This is a genomic window from Clostridium bornimense (assembly GCF_000577895.1).
GTDB classification, from domain to species: domain Bacteria; phylum Bacillota; class Clostridia; order Clostridiales; family Clostridiaceae; genus Clostridium_AN; species Clostridium_AN bornimense.
The window spans coordinates 2,046,781-2,064,149 of the sequence record NZ_HG917868.1 but is presented as its reverse complement, the minus strand read 5'-3'; the positions used below and the strand labels follow the sequence as shown (position 1 = coordinate 2,064,149).

Annotated in this window: 15 protein-coding genes and 1 riboswitch; of the genes, 12 read left to right on the top strand and 3 right to left on the bottom strand. The window is 29.3% G+C overall.

Features of this window, described 5'->3' with window-relative positions; genetic code table 11:
* Positions 1-4: 4 nt before the first annotated feature.
* Positions 5-499: a CarD family transcriptional regulator gene (locus CM240_RS09280; protein ID WP_051483785.1), complete on the bottom strand. Its 495-nt coding sequence runs from the start codon at positions 497-499 to the stop codon at positions 5-7.
* 161 nt (positions 500-660) lie between these two features.
* Here CM240_RS09280 and CM240_RS09275 point away from each other — a divergent pair, with 161 nt between their 5' ends.
* Together CM240_RS09275 and aat are read left to right on the top strand one after the other, a co-directional pair.
* Positions 661-1,173 (top strand): hypothetical protein, encoded by a 513-nt coding sequence (locus tag CM240_RS09275; protein ID WP_051483784.1) that lies wholly within the window; start codon positions 661-663, stop codon positions 1,171-1,173.
* A 33-nt stretch (positions 1,174-1,206) separates the two neighbouring features.
* A complete protein-coding gene (aat, locus tag CM240_RS09270; protein ID WP_044038634.1) occupies positions 1,207-1,863 on the top strand; it encodes a leucyl/phenylalanyl-tRNA--protein transferase in 657 nt (218 codons plus the stop codon).
* A gap of 357 nt (positions 1,864-2,220) precedes the next feature.
* Here the strand turns inward: aat and CM240_RS09265 are convergent, their stop codons facing one another.
* Positions 2,221-2,640, bottom strand: a complete 420-nt coding sequence (locus CM240_RS09265; protein WP_044038632.1) for a zinc ribbon domain-containing protein — start codon at positions 2,638-2,640, stop codon at positions 2,221-2,223.
* A 223-nt stretch (positions 2,641-2,863) separates the two neighbouring features.
* Positions 2,864-2,965, top strand: a riboswitch (SAM riboswitch).
* A 91-nt stretch (positions 2,966-3,056) separates the two neighbouring features.
* On the opposite strand from CM240_RS09265, the gene CM240_RS09260 reads away from it, so the two are divergent.
* From CM240_RS09260 to CM240_RS09245, 4 genes are all read left to right on the top strand, one after another.
* A complete protein-coding gene (locus CM240_RS09260) occupies positions 3,057-4,346 on the top strand; it encodes an O-acetylhomoserine aminocarboxypropyltransferase/cysteine synthase family protein (RefSeq protein ID WP_044038630.1) in 1,290 nt (429 codons plus the stop codon).
* A gap of 202 nt (positions 4,347-4,548) precedes the next feature.
* A complete protein-coding gene (locus CM240_RS09255) occupies positions 4,549-5,193 on the top strand; it encodes a DedA family protein (protein WP_044038622.1) in 645 nt (214 codons plus the stop codon).
* Between the two features lie 233 nt (positions 5,194-5,426).
* On the top strand, positions 5,427-6,794 hold the full coding sequence (locus tag CM240_RS09250) for a Na+/H+ antiporter NhaC family protein (protein ID WP_044038620.1): 1,368 nt from the start codon (positions 5,427-5,429) through the stop codon (positions 6,792-6,794).
* Positions 6,795-6,993: 199 nt separating this feature from the next.
* A complete protein-coding gene (locus CM240_RS09245) occupies positions 6,994-8,721 on the top strand; it encodes an oleate hydratase (RefSeq protein WP_044038618.1) in 1,728 nt (575 codons plus the stop codon).
* Positions 8,722-9,303: 582 nt separating this feature from the next.
* Here CM240_RS09245 and CM240_RS09240 read toward each other — a convergent pair.
* Positions 9,304-9,897, bottom strand: coding sequence for a 3'-5' exonuclease (locus CM240_RS09240; RefSeq protein ID WP_051483783.1), 594 nt, complete (start codon positions 9,895-9,897; stop codon positions 9,304-9,306).
* 198 nt (positions 9,898-10,095) lie between these two features.
* Between CM240_RS09240 and CM240_RS09235 the strand changes: the two genes are divergently transcribed.
* The 6 genes from CM240_RS09235 (at position 10,096) to CM240_RS09210 (ending at position 16,754) form a co-directional block, all read left to right on the top strand.
* A complete protein-coding gene (locus CM240_RS09235) occupies positions 10,096-10,668 on the top strand; it encodes a hypothetical protein (RefSeq protein ID WP_044038616.1) in 573 nt (190 codons plus the stop codon).
* A 106-nt stretch (positions 10,669-10,774) separates the two neighbouring features.
* Positions 10,775-11,944, top strand: coding sequence for an MFS transporter (locus CM240_RS09230; RefSeq protein ID WP_044038614.1), 1,170 nt, complete (start codon positions 10,775-10,777; stop codon positions 11,942-11,944).
* A 145-nt stretch (positions 11,945-12,089) separates the two neighbouring features.
* Entirely contained in the window at positions 12,090-12,626 is a 537-nt protein-coding gene (locus CM240_RS09225; protein ID WP_044038612.1) for a TIM44-like domain-containing protein, read from the top strand.
* 108 nt (positions 12,627-12,734) lie between these two features.
* On the top strand, positions 12,735-13,598 hold the full coding sequence (locus tag CM240_RS09220) for an SDR family oxidoreductase (RefSeq protein WP_044038610.1): 864 nt from the start codon (positions 12,735-12,737) through the stop codon (positions 13,596-13,598).
* A gap of 264 nt (positions 13,599-13,862) precedes the next feature.
* Positions 13,863-14,810 carry a CobW family GTP-binding protein gene (locus tag CM240_RS09215; protein WP_044038609.1) on the top strand — a complete coding sequence of 316 codons (948 nt, stop codon included), beginning with the start codon at positions 13,863-13,865 and terminating at the stop codon, positions 14,808-14,810.
* Between the two features lie 267 nt (positions 14,811-15,077).
* The gene (locus tag CM240_RS09210) at positions 15,078-16,754 is read left to right on the top strand and encodes a carbon starvation CstA family protein (protein ID WP_044038608.1); all 1,677 of its coding nucleotides are present in this window, start codon (positions 15,078-15,080) and stop codon (positions 16,752-16,754) included.
* Positions 16,755-17,369: the final 615 nt, after the last annotated feature.

The window sequence follows — 17,369 nt, the reverse complement described above, 5'->3', positions numbered from 1 at the left end:
TTTTTTAAATTCCTGCAAGAGAATTATCTAATAGAGAAGTGGCTTCAATGGTAGTTAAATTTTTACTAAGACTTATTTCATCAACTAAAATTTTGCGAGCATTATATAGTATTTGTTTTTCACTAGAATTTAATTTAGAATCATTTTGTATATGTGTAAGTTCTAGTATTACTTCAAAATAATCTTTTAAAGTTCCAGAACTAAGTTTGCTTTTATTGTCTTTGATTCGTTGTTTTGAATCTATATTCGTAGAGTGGCACCCATTATCCAGAAAGTAATCTAAATTGTTTAAATACTTATCTAGAGTTTGTGAATCGGAAACTAATCGTGCATTGGAAACTTCCATACGATTGCAGGGTAACATTAATTTTAATGTGCTATTTACTAAATGAATGTCATAATAATCTTGCATAGTATCTTGAAATTCTCTTGGTTCTATATCATCGATTATCCCCACTCCCTGATTAGGAAAGACAATTTTATCACCTTTATTGTACAAATTCATTACCTCTTTTACATTATATTTTGTTATCATTATTATTTTAACATATAATTTATAATAAGGCTAATTTGGACAAGCTACTACTAAATAAAAACAGTTTGGTAGTATATAACATATATTGAATAATAGCAAGATAGATATATAATAGAGGTATATGAATGGGTGTAAATAGATATAATTTTATGAGATATAAAGGTAATGATATAAATAGTGAAGAGATAGATAGAGATGGTATTGATATTGAAAATTCAGAAGATAAGGAAGGAAGTACGTCATCTAATAGTGATATAAGTTATCCAGACTCTGAACTTATAAGACAACTAGGTGTATTAAATTTATCAATAAATACAATATATATTATTGTTTTAGCTATATTTATGAATATAAATTATCTTTATGACTCAAGAGGAAGACTATTAGATGAGATTAATGGTACAAATTATATGGAGAATGCACCAGATTTCAGTGATGCTCCAAGAATAGCAAATAAGCTATTTTTATATGCTACAGGAGTATTTCTTGAAATAAACTTTGAAGAACTTCAAGTAGTTTCATCGATGACAGGAGAAGATAGAGATGAAAAAGCTATTAGGAATGCTAATAATAACTTACTTTCTAGTTTGCTTATTTTTATAGCTACAGGAATAAGTCATGATACGTTAAATTTCTAGTTATCACAGAAGAATGAAAAGGGGGAAGATACTATGGCAGTATATATGTTAAATGAAGATATTGTGTTTCCTGCACCAGAATTAGCTGATGAAGATGGATTGTTAGCAGTTGGTGGTGATCTTTCAATAGAGAGGTTAATTTTAGCTTATGTAAATGGCATTTTCCCTTGGTATGGAGAAGATGACGATATTCTTTGGTGGTGTCCTAAAAAGAGATTTATTATAAAGCCAGAAAAAATAAAGATATCTAAGTCTATGAAAAAGATATTAAGAAACGGTGGCTTTCAGGTAAAATTTGATGAAGATTTTTCAGCGGTAATAAGCAATTGTAAGGAGTTAAGAGAAGATAAAGAGGGTACATGGATTAATAATGATATGAAAGAAGCTTATATAAATTTATTTGATCATGGATTTGCTTCAAGTGTAGAGACATATAAAGATGGAGAATTAGTTGGAGGACTTTATGGTGTTAAGATAGGAAAATGTTTCTTTGGAGAGAGTATGTTTTCTAAAGTATCTAATGCTTCAAAAGTTGCTTTAATTACTTTAGCTAAAAGGTTAGAAGAAGAAGGATTTCAATTTATTGATTGTCAGATGTATACTAGTCATTTAGAAAGTATGGGAGGAGAATTTGTAGAGTGGAATACCTTTAAGGAAATGATAAAGAAAGGAATAGGTGATAGTGAGTAAGTAATAAGGAATAGTTAAGGGAAATTAAGGCACAGATATATGGCACAGGTATGAGGGCACAAGACACAGGTATAGAGGAAATTCCTGCGGAATTTCTTAGATTACAAGTGTTGAGTAAAATGTTATAAGTTAGACTATGTTTCTTATTTAGATTATAGTTGATATATAAGTCAATACAGGGGGCTCCTGAAAGTTGCACTTTCATGAAGCGTTGAATATATATTTGTATAGTATTATATATAAAGATTTAAGTTTATATTAGTACCTGTTCTAGTTAAGTAGTGGTAAAACTATATCTTTATTCTAAAAAGGATACTGTTGCACAAAGTAGATTTCTATGTGTAACAGTATCCTTTTTTATGTTCTTAAGCGGAATTCATTATGACATCTCTTGCAAGTAGCTATTATTTTACCTTTTCTACGAGGTAATCTTAATTTTTGACCACAATTTGGACAAGCGACAATTTTATATTGAATCTTTTGATTTATAGTATATTTAAGTCTTGTAAACATTGGGGGTATAAGTTCTAGACTGACATTAGTCATATAAGGTAATTGTCTATTAAATTTTCTTAATATATTGTTGATAAAGGTAGTAAATTTACTTAATTCTTGTGAACGTTTATAAGTATTTTTTGAAAATGCTCTAAATACAACTATTCCCCAAAGGATAAGGCTAATTAATCTAGGGATTTTTCCAAAGTTAAAAAATAGACTTATTATTAAAATAAAAATAGATAACAGGTCAAAGCCGTAAGTTCCTGACAGAATATTCATTGATTATCCTCCGATCTTAATAAAATGTAATATATATAATTTTATCATATATTAAGATTCAAAGAATTAAATTTATTGTTAATATGAATTTAAAAATTATTCCTGTAAAAAAGATATTTTCTTATAATAATATGTTGACATAGTAAAAATAATACAATATAATAATAATCACAAAGAAAACATATAAAACATATGGGCTTTATAGGAAAATAAAAAGCTCGTATTCTTATCAAGAGTGGTGGAGGGACTGGCCCAATGAAACCCGGCAACCTAATGGGAAAACCTATAGGTGCTAAATCCTGTAGCAATAGCTAAGAGATAAGAGGATGTATCTAAAGTACTAGAAGATTCTCTCTGGTACATTTTTTTATTTATTAGTAAAGAAATATTAGATAAATAAAAAGGGGCGATTTAAGATGAGTAATCAAGAAAGAAAATTAAGGTTTGAAACATTACAACTTCATGCAGGACAAGAAGAACCGGATCCAGCAACAGGGGCAAGAGCAGTTCCTATATATCAAACAACTTCTTATGTGTTTAAGGATTCAGCTCAAGCAGCAGCAAGATTTGGACTAGCTGAAGGTGGAAATATTTATGGACGTCTTACTAACTCAACTCAAGGGGTATTTGAAGAAAGAGTAGCAGCATTAGAAGGCGGAGTAGCAGCACTTGCAGTAGCATCAGGAGCAGCAGCAATAACTTATGCAATACAAAATATAGTTTCAGCAGGACAACATGTAGTTGCGGCTACAACTATATATGGGGGAACTTATAATTTACTTCTTAACACACTACCAGAGTATGGAATAACAACTACATTTGTTGATCCAGACGATGTAAATAATTTTGAGGAAGCAATACAAGAAAATACAAGAGCCATATTTGTTGAATCTCTTGGAAATCCAAATTCAAATTTAATAGATATTGATGCATTATCAGAAATTGCACATAAACATGGTATACCATTAATTGTTGATAGTACATTTGCTACACCATATTTATTTAGACCAATAGAACATGGAGCAGATGTAGTGGTTCATTCAGCAACTAAGTTCATTGGTGGACATGGAACATCACTAGGTGGTGTAATTGTTGATTCAGGAAAATTTGATTGGGAAGCATCAGGTAAATTTCCAAGCCTTACTGAGCCAAACCCAAGTTATCATGGAGTAGTGTTTACTAAAGCAGCAGGAGCAGCAGCTTATGTAACTAAAATACGTGCAATATTACTAAGAGATACAGGAGCAACAATTAGTCCATTTAATGCATTCTTATTATTACAAGGATTAGAAACATTATCACTAAGAGTTGAACGTCATGTAGAAAATACTTTAAAAGTAGTAGAATTTTTAAAGAATCATCCTAAGGTAGAAAATGTTAACCATCCATCATTAGCAACAGGAAAGCAAAAGGAATTATATGATAAATATTTCCCAAATGGAGGAGGTTCAATTTTTACTTTTGAAATCAAAGGTGGACAAAAAGAAGCTACTGAGTTTATAGATAGACTTAAAATATTCTCACTTCTTGCTAATGTAGCAGATGTAAAATCACTTGTTATTCATCCAGCTACTACAACTCACTCACAATTAGAAGGAGAAGAACTTTTAAAATCAGGAATTAAGCCAAACACTATTAGATTATCAATTGGTACTGAACATATAGATGATATAATTGATGACTTAAAACAAGCATTTGGTGAGTAGTAAATGCTATAAAATAATGGATTGTTCTGTATAGAGTATATTTTTATAAAGAAGGGGTTACGTTTAGTAACTCCTTTTTTAATTTAACTTCTTAAATAAAGCATATAAATTTTACAGATGTTTATTGATTAGAATTATTTAACATAAACTTAACATTAAAATGCTATAATTAGTAAAAATATGTTAAGGAGTGCTAATTTATATGATGAATTTTATTGAAGAGTTATTGCATTTTGATAGGTATATACCTGTTATTATGGATAACTATGGAGTACTTATATATGTACTGTTATTTTTAATTATTTTTTGTGAAACAGGGTTAGTAGTGACACCTTTTTTACCAGGAGATTCTATTATTTTTGCCTGTGGTGCTTTAGCGGCGGTTTCAGGTATGAATATACTTGTATTAATAGTAATATTTTTTTCAGCTGCTATTTTAGGTGATGGTACTAATTATCTTATTGGAAAGAAATTAGGTGAGAGACTTGTAAATAGTAATAGTAGGTTTATTAAGAAGAGTTATATAGATAAAGCGCAAAGCTTTTATGAAAAGTACGGTTCTAAGGCTATAGTTTTAGCAAGATTTGTTCCTATAGTAAGAACATTTGCTCCATTTGTAGCTGGTATAGGTAAGATGTGCTACAAGAAATTTGGTGTTTTCAATATTATTGGAGGTACTATTTGGGTAAGTTTATTTTTATCCTTAGGATTCTTTTTTGGTAATATCCCAGTAATAAAAAATAATTTTTCTTTAGTTACAATAGGAATTATTTTAATTTCATTATTGCCTGTTTTAGTAGAAGTGATAAAGCATATGAATAGTACAAAAGATCAAGTTAATAGCTAAGGTATACTAATAATATATTATGATTCAGTGTATAAAAATTTTATTCTTTACTAATTTATTAAATTATGTTTTCAATTAGTTTATGATATGTTAAAATCGTATCTGGTCTAAAAATATAAGTAATTAAAAGTTATAAATTATTGATGTAGTTATAAATAAATTAATTAAAAAGGCTATATTGGATAAAATATAAAGTAAACGTAATTTACTAATGAAAAGGGAGAGAAGTACATATGGATCATTATGGTATACTTAGTGTTTTACCAGCGTTAATAGTTATCATATTTGCATTGATAACTAAAAGAACTTTAGAAGCGTTATTGTTAGGAACGATTGCTACATATGTAATCATTTATGGCCCTAGTTTTGCGCCAATGTGGTCGGAAGCCTTTTTTAAGGCAGCTGGTGATGCTGATAATCAATGGGTATTAATCGTTTGTGGATTATTTGGAAGTTTAATTGCACTACTAGCTAAATCGAAAGGAACATTAGGTTTTGCAGGAAAGCTAGAAAGATATTGTAATACCAGTAAAAAGACATTGTTAACTACTTGGATATTAGGAATTTTAATATTTATTGATGAATATTTAAATATAATGACTCTAGGGGCTTGTATGAAAAAAATATCAGATAAAAAGAAGATTCCAAGAGAATCTTTAGCGTACATAATTGATTCTACAGGAGCGCCTATTTGTGTTTTACTTCCTTTTTCAACCTGGGCTATTTTCTATTCTAGTGTATTTTATAAGCAAAATGGTATACCAGATTTAAATTTTGGTGGTGAAATAGCTACTTATTTAAGAGTTATTCCATTTACTTTTTATGCATGGATTTCAGTAATAATAGTACCATTATTTATCTTAGGAGTTATACCAAAGTTAGGTAGAATGAAGGTAGCTTATGAAAGAGTAGAAAAAAATGGTGAAGTTTATAGTAATAAAAGTGAAAGATTTAATAACGATTTAGTAGATAAATATGGAGAAGGAGAAGGTCAACTTATCGATTTTTTACTTCCTATAGGAACACTTATAGCTATAACAATAATATGGGGTGACTTATTTATAGCAGTAGTATCATCATTAGTAGTATGTTTACTTCTTTATATTCCAAGAAAAAAGATGTCTTTTGGAGAGTTTTGTGATACATATATTGAAGGATTTGCAGGGATGATACCAACAATAGCAATTGTGTTTATGGCTTTTGTTATGCAACAAGCAGCAAATGATATTGGACTTCCTGCATATGTTATAGAAACAGTAACACCGTACCTAAATGGTACTATTTTCCCAGCAGTTGCATTTATAGTAGTAGCTATATTAACTTTTGTAACAGGAAGTAACTGGGGAATACCAGCAGTTTGTGTGCCAATAATAATACCGCTAGGATTTTCACTTGGTGCTAATCCTATTCTTGTAATGGCAGCGATATTATCTGGAGGAACATTAGGCAGTCATGCATGTTTTTATTCTGATGCTACAGTACTTACATCAACATCTTGTAGTATAGATAATATGGATCATGCTTTAAGTCAATTTCCATATGCAGCAATGGCAGCAGTTATTAGTTTAGTTGGGTTTTTAGTTTGTGGAATAATAATGTAATGAAAGTGGTAGTGCATTTGTAATAATGCATTTGCCACTTTTTTTATTATAAAAAATTATATATAGAAGATATATTAAATTAACAAAAAGTACACAGAAAATTATACAAATTATAATATTTGTATAATTACAATAGAATTGCTTTAAACTATAATAATAAATAAGAAAAACAATAAGTTGAAAGGTATAAGGTGGTTATATGGGTAAAGAGAAAAACAATGGTAATAAGAAGGTATTATTAACAGTTGGAGCTATAGCTGCTGCTACTGCAGTAGCAGCAGTTGCGGCAAAAAAAGCAAAAGAAAATTCAGATAAATTAGTAACAAAGTTTGTATACCAAGATCATGGCGATAGACATGTTTATTTTATTGGTGGAGGATTAGCATCCCTTGCCGGAGCTGCATATCTTGTAAGAGATTGTAGTTTTAAAGGTGAAAATATTCATATAATAGAAGGTATGCATATTTTAGGAGGAAGTAATGACGGAGCAGGAAATCCAGAAGACGGCTTTATATGTCGTGGTGGAAGAATGTTAAATGAAGAGACTTACGAAAACTTCTGGGAGTTATTTTCTTCAGTTCCATCATTAGATATGCCAGGGAAAAGTGTAACAGAAGAAATACTTAATTTTGATCATTTACATCCAACACATGCACAAGCACGTTTAGTTGATAAATATGGTGTTATTCAAGATGTAACTTCTATGGGATTTAATAATGCAGATCGTATGGCTCTAGGTAAATTAATGATTACACCAGAAGAGAGCTTAGACAATATGACAATAGAAGAATGGTTTAAAGATACACCTCATTTCTTTGAGACTAATTTCTGGTACATGTGGCAAACAACTTTTGCATTCCAAAAATGGTCTAGTTTATTTGAGTTCAAACGTTATATGAATCGTATGATTTTTGAATTTTCTCGTATAGAAACTTTAGAAGGTGTTACACGTACACAATACAATCAATATGAGTCAGTTATTTTACCATTAAAATCTTACTTAGATAGCTTTGGTGTTGATTTTAGTATCAATGCTACAGTAACAGATTTAGACTTTAAACCAGGAGAAGAGATTACAGTAACTGCTATTCATATAGAAGATAAAGAAGGAGAAAAAGTTATATCATTAAATCCTGGAGATGTATGTATTATGACTAATGCTTGTATGACAGATAGTGCAACATTAGGAGATTTAAATACACCAGCAGAATTTAAGCCAGATAAGCCAATATCAGGTGAATTATGGAGCAAAGTTGCTAAAAAGAAGCCAGGTCTAGGAAATCCAGAACCTTTCTTTGGAAATCCTGAGGAAACTAATTGGGAGAGTTTTACTGTAACTTGTAAAGGAAACAAGTTATTAAAGAAGATTGAAAAGTTCTCAGGAAATATACCAGGTAGTGGAGCATTAATGACTTTCAAAGATTCAAGTTGGTTAATGAGTATTGTTGTTGCAGCTCAACCACACTTTAAGAATCAACCACTAGATACTACTATATTCTGGGGATATGGTTTATATACAGGAAATGTTGGAGACTATGTAAAGAAGCCAATGCGTGATTGTACAGGTAAAGAAATGTTAACAGAATTAATTCATCACTTACATATGGAAGATGAAATAGATGAAATTATGGAAGATGTTATTAATGTAATACCATGTATGATGCCATATGTAGATGCACAATTTCAACCACGTAAGATGACAGATCGTCCACAAGTTGTACCAGAAGGATCAACTAACTTTGCGATGATAAGTCAATTTGTAGAAATACCAGAAGATATGGTATTTACTGAAGAGTATTCAGTACGTGCAGCGAGAATAGCTGTATACACTTTATTTGATGTTAAACACAAAAATATTTGTCCAGTAACACCATATAAAAAGAATCCAAAAGTATTAAAAGACGCACTTAAAAAATCATTTACTTAAGCATAGAAGAGGCTGTCACACAAAGGAGTGTGGCAGCTTTTTCAGTAAAATAGAGCAAATGAAATGTATATTGCAGGGCACAAGTATGAGGGCACAAGGCACAGTGATGGTGGAAATTCCTGCGGAATTTCTTGGATTGAAAGTGCTTAAGTTTGGAGTATAGAGTAAGTGAGTTTTCTTAAGTTAGTTGCATTTGATATGGAAGTCATTACAGGAGGCTAATGAAGGTTGCACTTTCATGTAGCTTAATAATCAATACATAATTAATTACTATTTATATATTATATTTAATCCATAAATACGTAAGCTATATGAAAATGTTGATTTTTATTGCTTACCTCCAATCACATTGGCTGTCTGCAGGATTACAATATTTTCCCTTTGTGGGAAAATTAACCTTAAACGTTCACCATTCACTCTTATCATTCACTAGCATACCTTACTTGTGCCCTGTGCCTTTTAACCTGTGCCATAGTCAAGGAATTCTAATTATTCAGTGTGAATTGAGAATCGTAAATTTCTAAAAGAAATATTTGAAAATAAAAAAGTAACCTAGAGAAACAAAACAATTGTTTTTCTAGGTTATTTTTTATAAGTATAATATGCAGGCCTAATATCATTATTATATATCTTCATAAATATCTTAGCAGTATAATAAGCATCGTTAAATGCATCGTGAAATTCTAAAGGATTCTCTATATTTAATAGAGCAGTAGCATTTTTTAATCCTATTTTAGATCCAGAAGGAATATTAAAATATCTAGAAGCATAACTTTGTATATCTATATATTTTTCAGGACCTAAATTATAAGGAATATCATAGAACTCTAATGTTTTAAATAGTTCTTTAAGGTCTGTTGTTCCCCAGACACAAAATACATTGTCATCAGTGCCGATAAAGTTTAAGAAGTCATTATATACTTCTTTAAATAATTTGCAAGATGAAACTTTTGAGTTAGTTATATTAGTGAGTTCTTCAATAAAAGGGTGAATTATAGGATACATGGTAGGTTTTATAAGTGAATTAAATGTATCAATTATTTCAAGGCTTTCATTTAACTTTATAGCACCAATTTGTATTATCTCAAAAGGATATGTATTTATATTATTACTTATAGGCTCCATTTCTTTTGGATATCTTTGATTGAATTCTAAATCATATATTATATAGTTCATTTTTTGAAATCTCCAAAATCTTATTTGCATATAATGAATATTTTTTATGCAATATATAGATATTATTATATCATTAATATTATTAGGATAATAAGAATTTTTATTTTAATTAATGGTAAAGGAGAGAATCTCCGTAGATTATGTCATAATTATTATGATATAATAATTTTTATTATATAGTTATAGAAGGAGAGAAGTATGAATAGCAAAGTAGCTTTGATATATGAAAATGGTGAGTTTATAGTTTCTATAAACGATAGTATTGTTAGTAAGGATAAAGATATAGAAAAATCATTTTTTAGTTTTAAACAAATCATAGAAAATAATTCCAAAAGAGAAGTTACATCATGGTCAGATATAGAAGATGCAATGTCAAAGATAAAAAATGATATGTTAGAAATCAATAGTGATCATAAAACATTATCTTTTGGAGTGATGAAGTATTTTCACGCTACTGGTAAATTATTTTATATGAATAATGGTACAATGACACCGCTTATAGGGGGATATCAATTTTTTAAATTTGTAGTATCTATGACTGCAAACAATGAAATGTTAAATTATAGCGAATTATTAGAACTATGTAAAGTTATTATAGAAAAAAATGCTACATATAGAGCAGAGGAAACCTCTTTTATTGTATCATCAGCTAAATTTAATTACGGTGAGGCAGGATATAACTTTAGTACAAATAAAATTAATAAAGGTGCTTCTATAGAGAATGGATCTTTTGAAGAATATAAAAAATATATTTTAGAACTTTTAAAGTAATTTCAGTATTTTTAAAGGTTATTGCATTAAAATAACAAGTGCAATAACCTTTTTAAATATGGGGATAATAAAAATATAGTTTACATTTACAAAAGAGGAGAAAAAAATGAGAAAAAAATCAATGAAAACTGTAGTAGTTTTAACAATAATAACTACGATGGTTTGTAACATGGCACATCCAGTAACGCCGATGGTAATTAAAACATTAAAATTGCCATCCTATATGTTCGGAATATTTTTTGCAGCTATGTCTATAGGTAATTTTTTATGTTCACCTATATGGGGAAAGCTATCTGACAAAATGGGAAGAAGAAAGTTTTTAATAATAGGGATATTAGGATATGGAGTAAGTCAATTAGGGTTTGGATATAGTGAAAATCCTATAATAATAGTGATATATAGATTTTTGAGTGGGGCTTTTGTTGTAAGCTTTTTAACTGTAATTTTAGCTTATATAGCAGACATAACAGATAAGGAAAAAAGACTTAATGGTATGATGTATTACGGAGCTGCCTCTACTATTGGGTCGGCAATAGGGTCTTTACTAGGCGGAATAATCGGAAATAGTAATTATAAAATTACGTTTTTAACTCAATTCATATTATCTATAATAGTAAGTGTTTTAATGTTCTTTTTCCTAGAAGAAACTGTAGATAAGAAAAAATTAAATAAAATTGCAAAAAGCAAAGATATAAAGAAAAATAATAAATTGAGTAATATTTTAGATAAAAAGATTTTATTTATAATGAGTCAGGTAGTTATATTCTATTTTGCAAGTACTAGTTATAACTCAACAATTACTTATTATATTGAAGATGTTTTAAATTTGCCACCTACTATGAATGGAGTATTTTTAGCTTCTGCAGGAGTAGTAGCCTTTTTAACAAATCTATTGCTAACACCAATAGTTGGGAGAAAATTGGGAGAAATAAAAGGATTAAAGATAATGACATTATTACTCTCTGTATCTATGGCTATAGCATCAATATCTACATCTAGTATTATATTTTTCATATTTATAATTGCTTTTGTTTCTTCAGCAAGTATATATGTCCCATTACAACAAAATATAATTTCTAAATTATCAGTACATAATAATGGAGAAGTAGCAGGTATTCAAAATTCATCAAGGGCTATAGGAATGATAATAGGATCTCTATACTCAGGATTCATTTTTGATTTTGGTAATAAGTTGCCATTCTTAACAGTTTCAATAGTAACCATGATATCTTTTGTGATTTTACAATTTAGAAGTAGTATTTTAGAGTTAAATTAGTTTTTCTACAATAAATGCATATTCGCAATTTGTGACATGATAATACAATTTATGGTATAATACCTTATAAAAAGATCATACTAATAGTGTAAGTATGGTCTTTATTATAATTAAATATATCATATCTGGAAAGGTTATGGGGAAGATGAAGAAGAATATAATACGTAGCTATAATATAATACAAAAATCTAAAAAGAATAAAGAATTGCTAAAGACGATTTCAATGTATGATAATACATTAGAATATAAAACTTTGAGAGAAAGAGTAGCAATTTGTTTTTATATAATACAAGAATCATGGATGAAAAATGAAATTTCTAGAGCCAAAAATTATATGTCTGAAAAATTATATAGTATGTATAGTAAAAAGATTAATGAACTAAGAACAAGAAATAGGATTAATATTGCAGAAGATATTATATTAGTAAATGTTAAACCAATAGAAGTTATTATTGGGGAAACTGATAATAACGATTATATCTGGATGTATGTAAAAGGAACAAGAAAAAGCTATCAATTAGATGCAGAAAGTAAATCTGCTATAAAAGAAACTTTAGATAAAGGTGTATTTAAAGAGTATTGGAAATTTATTCGTGGTAGTGAAGGGTGGATTTTAGATGAAACTTTAAAATTAGATGACGTAAGCGAAAAGGTATATTTTGAAGAAAGATTATGTAGCTAGTAGAGACTCTAATTTAAAGTATTTATATCTATATAAAATATATATGGGATAAAATCTTTTCTTTAGTAAATACTAAAATGGATTAGAAGTTACTAAGGAGGAGAGAAGATGGAATTTCCTAAATCATTTCCACCACAACATCAAAATGTACAGCCTGGAATTGAAAAAAATATGAATCCTAAACCTATATATGATGAGAATTATATGGAATTAGGAAACGTATTGAAAGATAAGGTTGCAATTATTACTGGTGGAGATAGCGGAATAGGTAGAGCTGTTGCAATAGCATATGCTAAGCAAGGTGCTGATATAGTTATTGTATATTTTAATGAAGATAGTGATGCGGAAGAGACTAAAAATCTAGTAGATGGAATAGGAAGAAAATGTACATTGATGGTTGGAGATATTTCTGATGTTAACTTTTGTAATACTGTCATAGAAAATACAATTAAGGAATATGGAAAGATAGATATTTTAGTAAATAATGCTGCAGTGCAATATCAATGTATGGATATTAAAGCAATATCAGATGAACAATTTGATAAAACCTTTAAAACTAACGTATATGGAAGTTTTTATATTACAAGGGCTGCTATGAAGTATTTGAAAGCTGGGGCATCAATAATAAATACAACATCAGTGGTAGCGTTCAAAGGAAATGATTTACTAATAGATTATTCCATGACTAAAGGTGCTATAGTTGCATTTACAAGGAGTTTATCACTAGCATTAGCTAAAGGTAAAACAGGAATAAGAGTTAATGCAGTTGCACCAGGTCCAATATGGACACCACTTATTCCTGCTAGTTTTGATGAACAAAAAGTTGCTAGTCATGGGTCAGATACACCTATGGGAAGAGCTGGGCAACCAGTAGAATGTGCCGGGGCATATGTATTTTTAGCATCAGAGGCTGCATCTTATATAACAGGTCAAACAATTCATATAAATGGCGGAGAAATTATAAATGGATAAAGTAAAAAAGCAAGGCACAAGTATGAGGGCACAAAGCACAGGTATAGATGAAATTCTTGCAGAATTTCTGAAATTTTAAGTGTTGAGTTGAATGTTATAAGTTATACTATGTTTTTTACTTAGATCACAGTTGATATAAAAGTCATTATAGAAAGCTCATGAAAGTTACACTTCCATGAGCTTTCTTTCTGTAATTTTAAATATAGTAATAAATGCAAATACATTGCAATAATATTTAAGTATAGATAAAATAGGGGGTAAATTATGGGGGTAAAAGTAGATATAGTATCGGGATTTTTAGGAGCAGGAAAAACAACATTAATAAAAAAGATTATAGATGATGCATTTAAAAGGGAAAAAGTTGCTATTATCGAAAATGAATTTGGTGAAGTATCTATTGATGGTGAAATTTTAAAAGATAGAAATATCGATATTAAAGAAATTAATTCAGGATGTATCTGTTGTTCACTTAGTGGTGATTTTAAAGACTCTATAGAGGATATAATTGATGAATATAATCCAGATAGAATTATTGTGGAACCATCAGGGATAGCTAAGCTTTCAGATGTATTAAAAGGGTGCAAAGAAATTAGAATAAAGGATTCAATAACAATTAATCATATATTTACTGTTATTGATATTTCTAATCTGGATATGTATAAAGAGGAATTTAAAGAATTTTATATAGATCAAGTTATGAATGCTAAGACTATAATTTTTACTAGGATAGATAAGTGTGATGATAATGAAATTGAGGAAGCTGTTGAGGAAATAAGAAAGATAAATATTAATGCTAGTATAGTTAAAGTACCATTAGATATAATGGATGGTTTAGATATACTTAGAATTGCAGAAAAAGATTTAAATAATATACAGGAGAAAAAAATAGTAAAGTTAACTTCTAGAAGTAAAAAAGCAGCAAAAGCAGTAAGAGTAGGTAGCAAAATTTTTGATTCTTGGGGAGAAGAAACATCGAAGATTTTTAACATAAATAAAATAGAGAATATATTTACAAAAATAGGTATAACAAAAGAGTGTGGCAATATATTAAGAGGAAAAGGTTTTATAGAACTAGATAGCGGAAGATGGATAGAATTTCACTATACACCTAGACAATTTCAATTGAAAGCTGCGGTAAAACAAGATAAAGGTAAAATTGCTATTATTGGAGAGAATATAGATAAAGACAAGTTAGAATTACTATTTAGGTAAAGGTATATATAATTATATTTTAAAATCTAATATCATGTATTAAAAATAAGCACCTCTTCATTGTAGTTATTAATAAAATAGCGAAAAAAGGGATGCTTATTTATGTATATATATACATAATTTTAAAAAGTAAAAGTTTACACAAAAATCCCAATATTGACAAAGAAAAATTATAGGAGTATTACTATAAGTAAGGATATAAATTCATAAAAAATTTATATTCATGTAATTATATTTATAAAATTTCATAGAATTGGGGGCTTTACAATGAACGGATTAATTATTATTGGAATCTCTATCTTAATTTTAGGTGGAGCTTATCTTGTTTATGGTAGATGGCTTGCAAATAAATGGGGAATAGATCCTAATGCGAAGACACCTGCTTATGAAAAAGAGGATGGAGAAGATTACATACCAACACCTAAGGCAGTAGTTTTTTCACACCAATTTTCATCTATAGCTGGAGCTGGACCAGTGACAGGTCCTATTATAGCTGCTATGTTTGGATGGGTTCCAGTATTACTATGGATACTTATAGGTGGGATTTTCTTTGGAGCTGTACATGACTTTGGAGCGCTTTATGCATCTGTAAAAAATGAAGGAAAGTCAATAGGGTGTATAATAGAACAGTATATAGGGAAAACAGGTAAAAAATTATTTTTACTTTTTGCTTGGATATTTTCACTATTAGTAATTGCAGCTTTTGCAGATATAGTTGCTAATACATTTAACGGATTCGATGCTGATGGAAATAAAGTTGCACCAAATGCTGCTGCAGCATCAATATCAATGTTATTTATTGTAGTTGCAGTTGTTTTTGGATTGTTTATTAAATATAAAAAACCAAGTCAAAAACTTCAAGCTGTTATTGGCGTTGTGCTATTAATAGCAATGTTAGCTGTTGGTATTTTATGTCCATTATATTTTAGTAAATCAGTTTGGACAGTAGTGGTATTTATATATCTTTTTCTTGCTTCTATAACACCAATGTGGCTATTAATGCAACCAAGAGATTATTTAAGTACATTTTTACTTATAGCAATGATAGTAGGGGCAGTATTAGGTGTAATAGTGGCAAATCCATCTATGAACTTAAATGCATTTAATGGTTTTAATGTTAATGGAAATTTATTATTCCCTACATTATTTGTAACTATCGCTTGTGGTGCAGTTTCAGGATTCCACAGTTTAGTATCATCAGAAACATCATCAAAGCAAGTAAAAAATGAAAAAGATATGTTAGGTATTGGTTTTGGATCAATGCTTATTGAATCATTATTAGCAGTTATTGCTCTTGTAGCTGTTGGATCTCTTGCAGTAGGAGGAAAAGCACCAGATGGAACACCATTTGCTCTTTTTGCATCAGCTATAGCTGGATTCCTTGGAAAATTGGGAATACCAAGTTATGTTGCTACTTGTGTTATGACAATGTGTGTTTCAGCATTAGCATTAACTTCACTAGATTCTGTTGCTCGTATAGGACGTATGTCATTTCAAGAATTTTTTATGGATGAATCAAGTGATCCAAGTACAATGACACCATTTAAAAAGCTTATGACAAATAAATATTTTGCCACAATAATCACTCTTGCAGTAGGATTAATCCTTTCACTTGGAGGCTATAATAATGTTTGGCCATTATTTGGATCAGCAAATCAATTATTATCAGCATTAGTATTAATCGCATTAGCAGTATTCCTTAAGACAACTGGACGTTCTGGATTTATGTTATGGGGTCCAATGGGAATAATGTTAGTTGTTACATTTACTGCATTAGTACGAGCTATTATAAATATATTTAATAAGATATTTGTATTAGGAAACTTTGCATTTTTAACAGATGGTCTACAATTAATATTTGCTATATTACTAATGGCATTAGGTCTTATGGTAGCAATATCTTGTGGAAAAAAATTATTTAAAAAAGAAGTAAAGAATGCATAATAAAATATAGTATAGAAGTAAGAGGCTATCGCAATAGCAAATGAAAATTTGTATGTCAGGGCACAGGTTAGAAGGCACAGGGCACAAGTGAGGTGAAAATTCCTCTTTAGGAGGAATTTTATTATAATCCTGCGGATGGCAAAGTGTTTTCATATTTACTATAGATACAAAAATTATATTATAATTTGTAAACCAAGGAGCTGTTTCACAATAAATATTGTGTTTCAGTTCCTTTTTTAGAGTAAAAGTGAAGAAGTAAGAATGATAGATAGTGAAGGTTAATTTTTCCCTTTGGAAAAATTATTATAAGTCATGCGGACAGCCAGAATGTGCTAGGTACGCAATGAAAATTAAAATTTTCATATGGATTACAGCTTTCACCACTACTTAATTAGAACAGATGCTAATATGAACTTTAATTATACTTCGTTATACAAAGCATATATACTTCAAGCTATATGAAAGTGCAACTTCTATTAGATCCCTGTAAGACTATGTTATGATTTCCAGACTAATTATAAAATAACAAACTAATGACATAATACTTATGATCTCAGAAATTCTGCAAGAATTTCATCCATACTTGTGCCTTGTGCCATCATACTTGTGACCTAT

Coding starts and splice junctions, on each gene's coding strand:
- CM240_RS09275 (WP_051483784.1), top strand. CDS start 661: ATGGGTGTAAATAGATATAATTTTATGAGATATAAAGGTAATGATATA.
- aat (WP_044038634.1), top strand. CDS start 1,207: ATGGCAGTATATATGTTAAATGAAGATATTGTGTTTCCTGCACCAGAA.
- CM240_RS09265 (WP_044038632.1), bottom strand. CDS start 2,640: ATGAATATTCTGTCAGGAACTTACGGCTTTGACCTGTTATCTATTTTT.
- CM240_RS09260 (WP_044038630.1), top strand. CDS start 3,057: ATGAGTAATCAAGAAAGAAAATTAAGGTTTGAAACATTACAACTTCAT.
- CM240_RS09255 (WP_044038622.1), top strand. CDS start 4,549: ATGATGAATTTTATTGAAGAGTTATTGCATTTTGATAGGTATATACCT.
- CM240_RS09250 (WP_044038620.1), top strand. CDS start 5,427: ATGGATCATTATGGTATACTTAGTGTTTTACCAGCGTTAATAGTTATC.
- CM240_RS09245 (WP_044038618.1), top strand. CDS start 6,994: ATGGGTAAAGAGAAAAACAATGGTAATAAGAAGGTATTATTAACAGTT.
- CM240_RS09240 (WP_051483783.1), bottom strand. CDS start 9,897: ATGAACTATATAATATATGATTTAGAATTCAATCAAAGATATCCAAAA.
- CM240_RS09235 (WP_044038616.1), top strand. CDS start 10,096: ATGAATAGCAAAGTAGCTTTGATATATGAAAATGGTGAGTTTATAGTT.
- CM240_RS09230 (WP_044038614.1), top strand. CDS start 10,775: ATGAGAAAAAAATCAATGAAAACTGTAGTAGTTTTAACAATAATAACT.
- CM240_RS09225 (WP_044038612.1), top strand. CDS start 12,090: ATGAAGAAGAATATAATACGTAGCTATAATATAATACAAAAATCTAAA.
- CM240_RS09220 (WP_044038610.1), top strand. CDS start 12,735: ATGGAATTTCCTAAATCATTTCCACCACAACATCAAAATGTACAGCCT.
- CM240_RS09215 (WP_044038609.1), top strand. CDS start 13,863: ATGGGGGTAAAAGTAGATATAGTATCGGGATTTTTAGGAGCAGGAAAA.
- CM240_RS09210 (WP_044038608.1), top strand. CDS start 15,078: ATGAACGGATTAATTATTATTGGAATCTCTATCTTAATTTTAGGTGGA.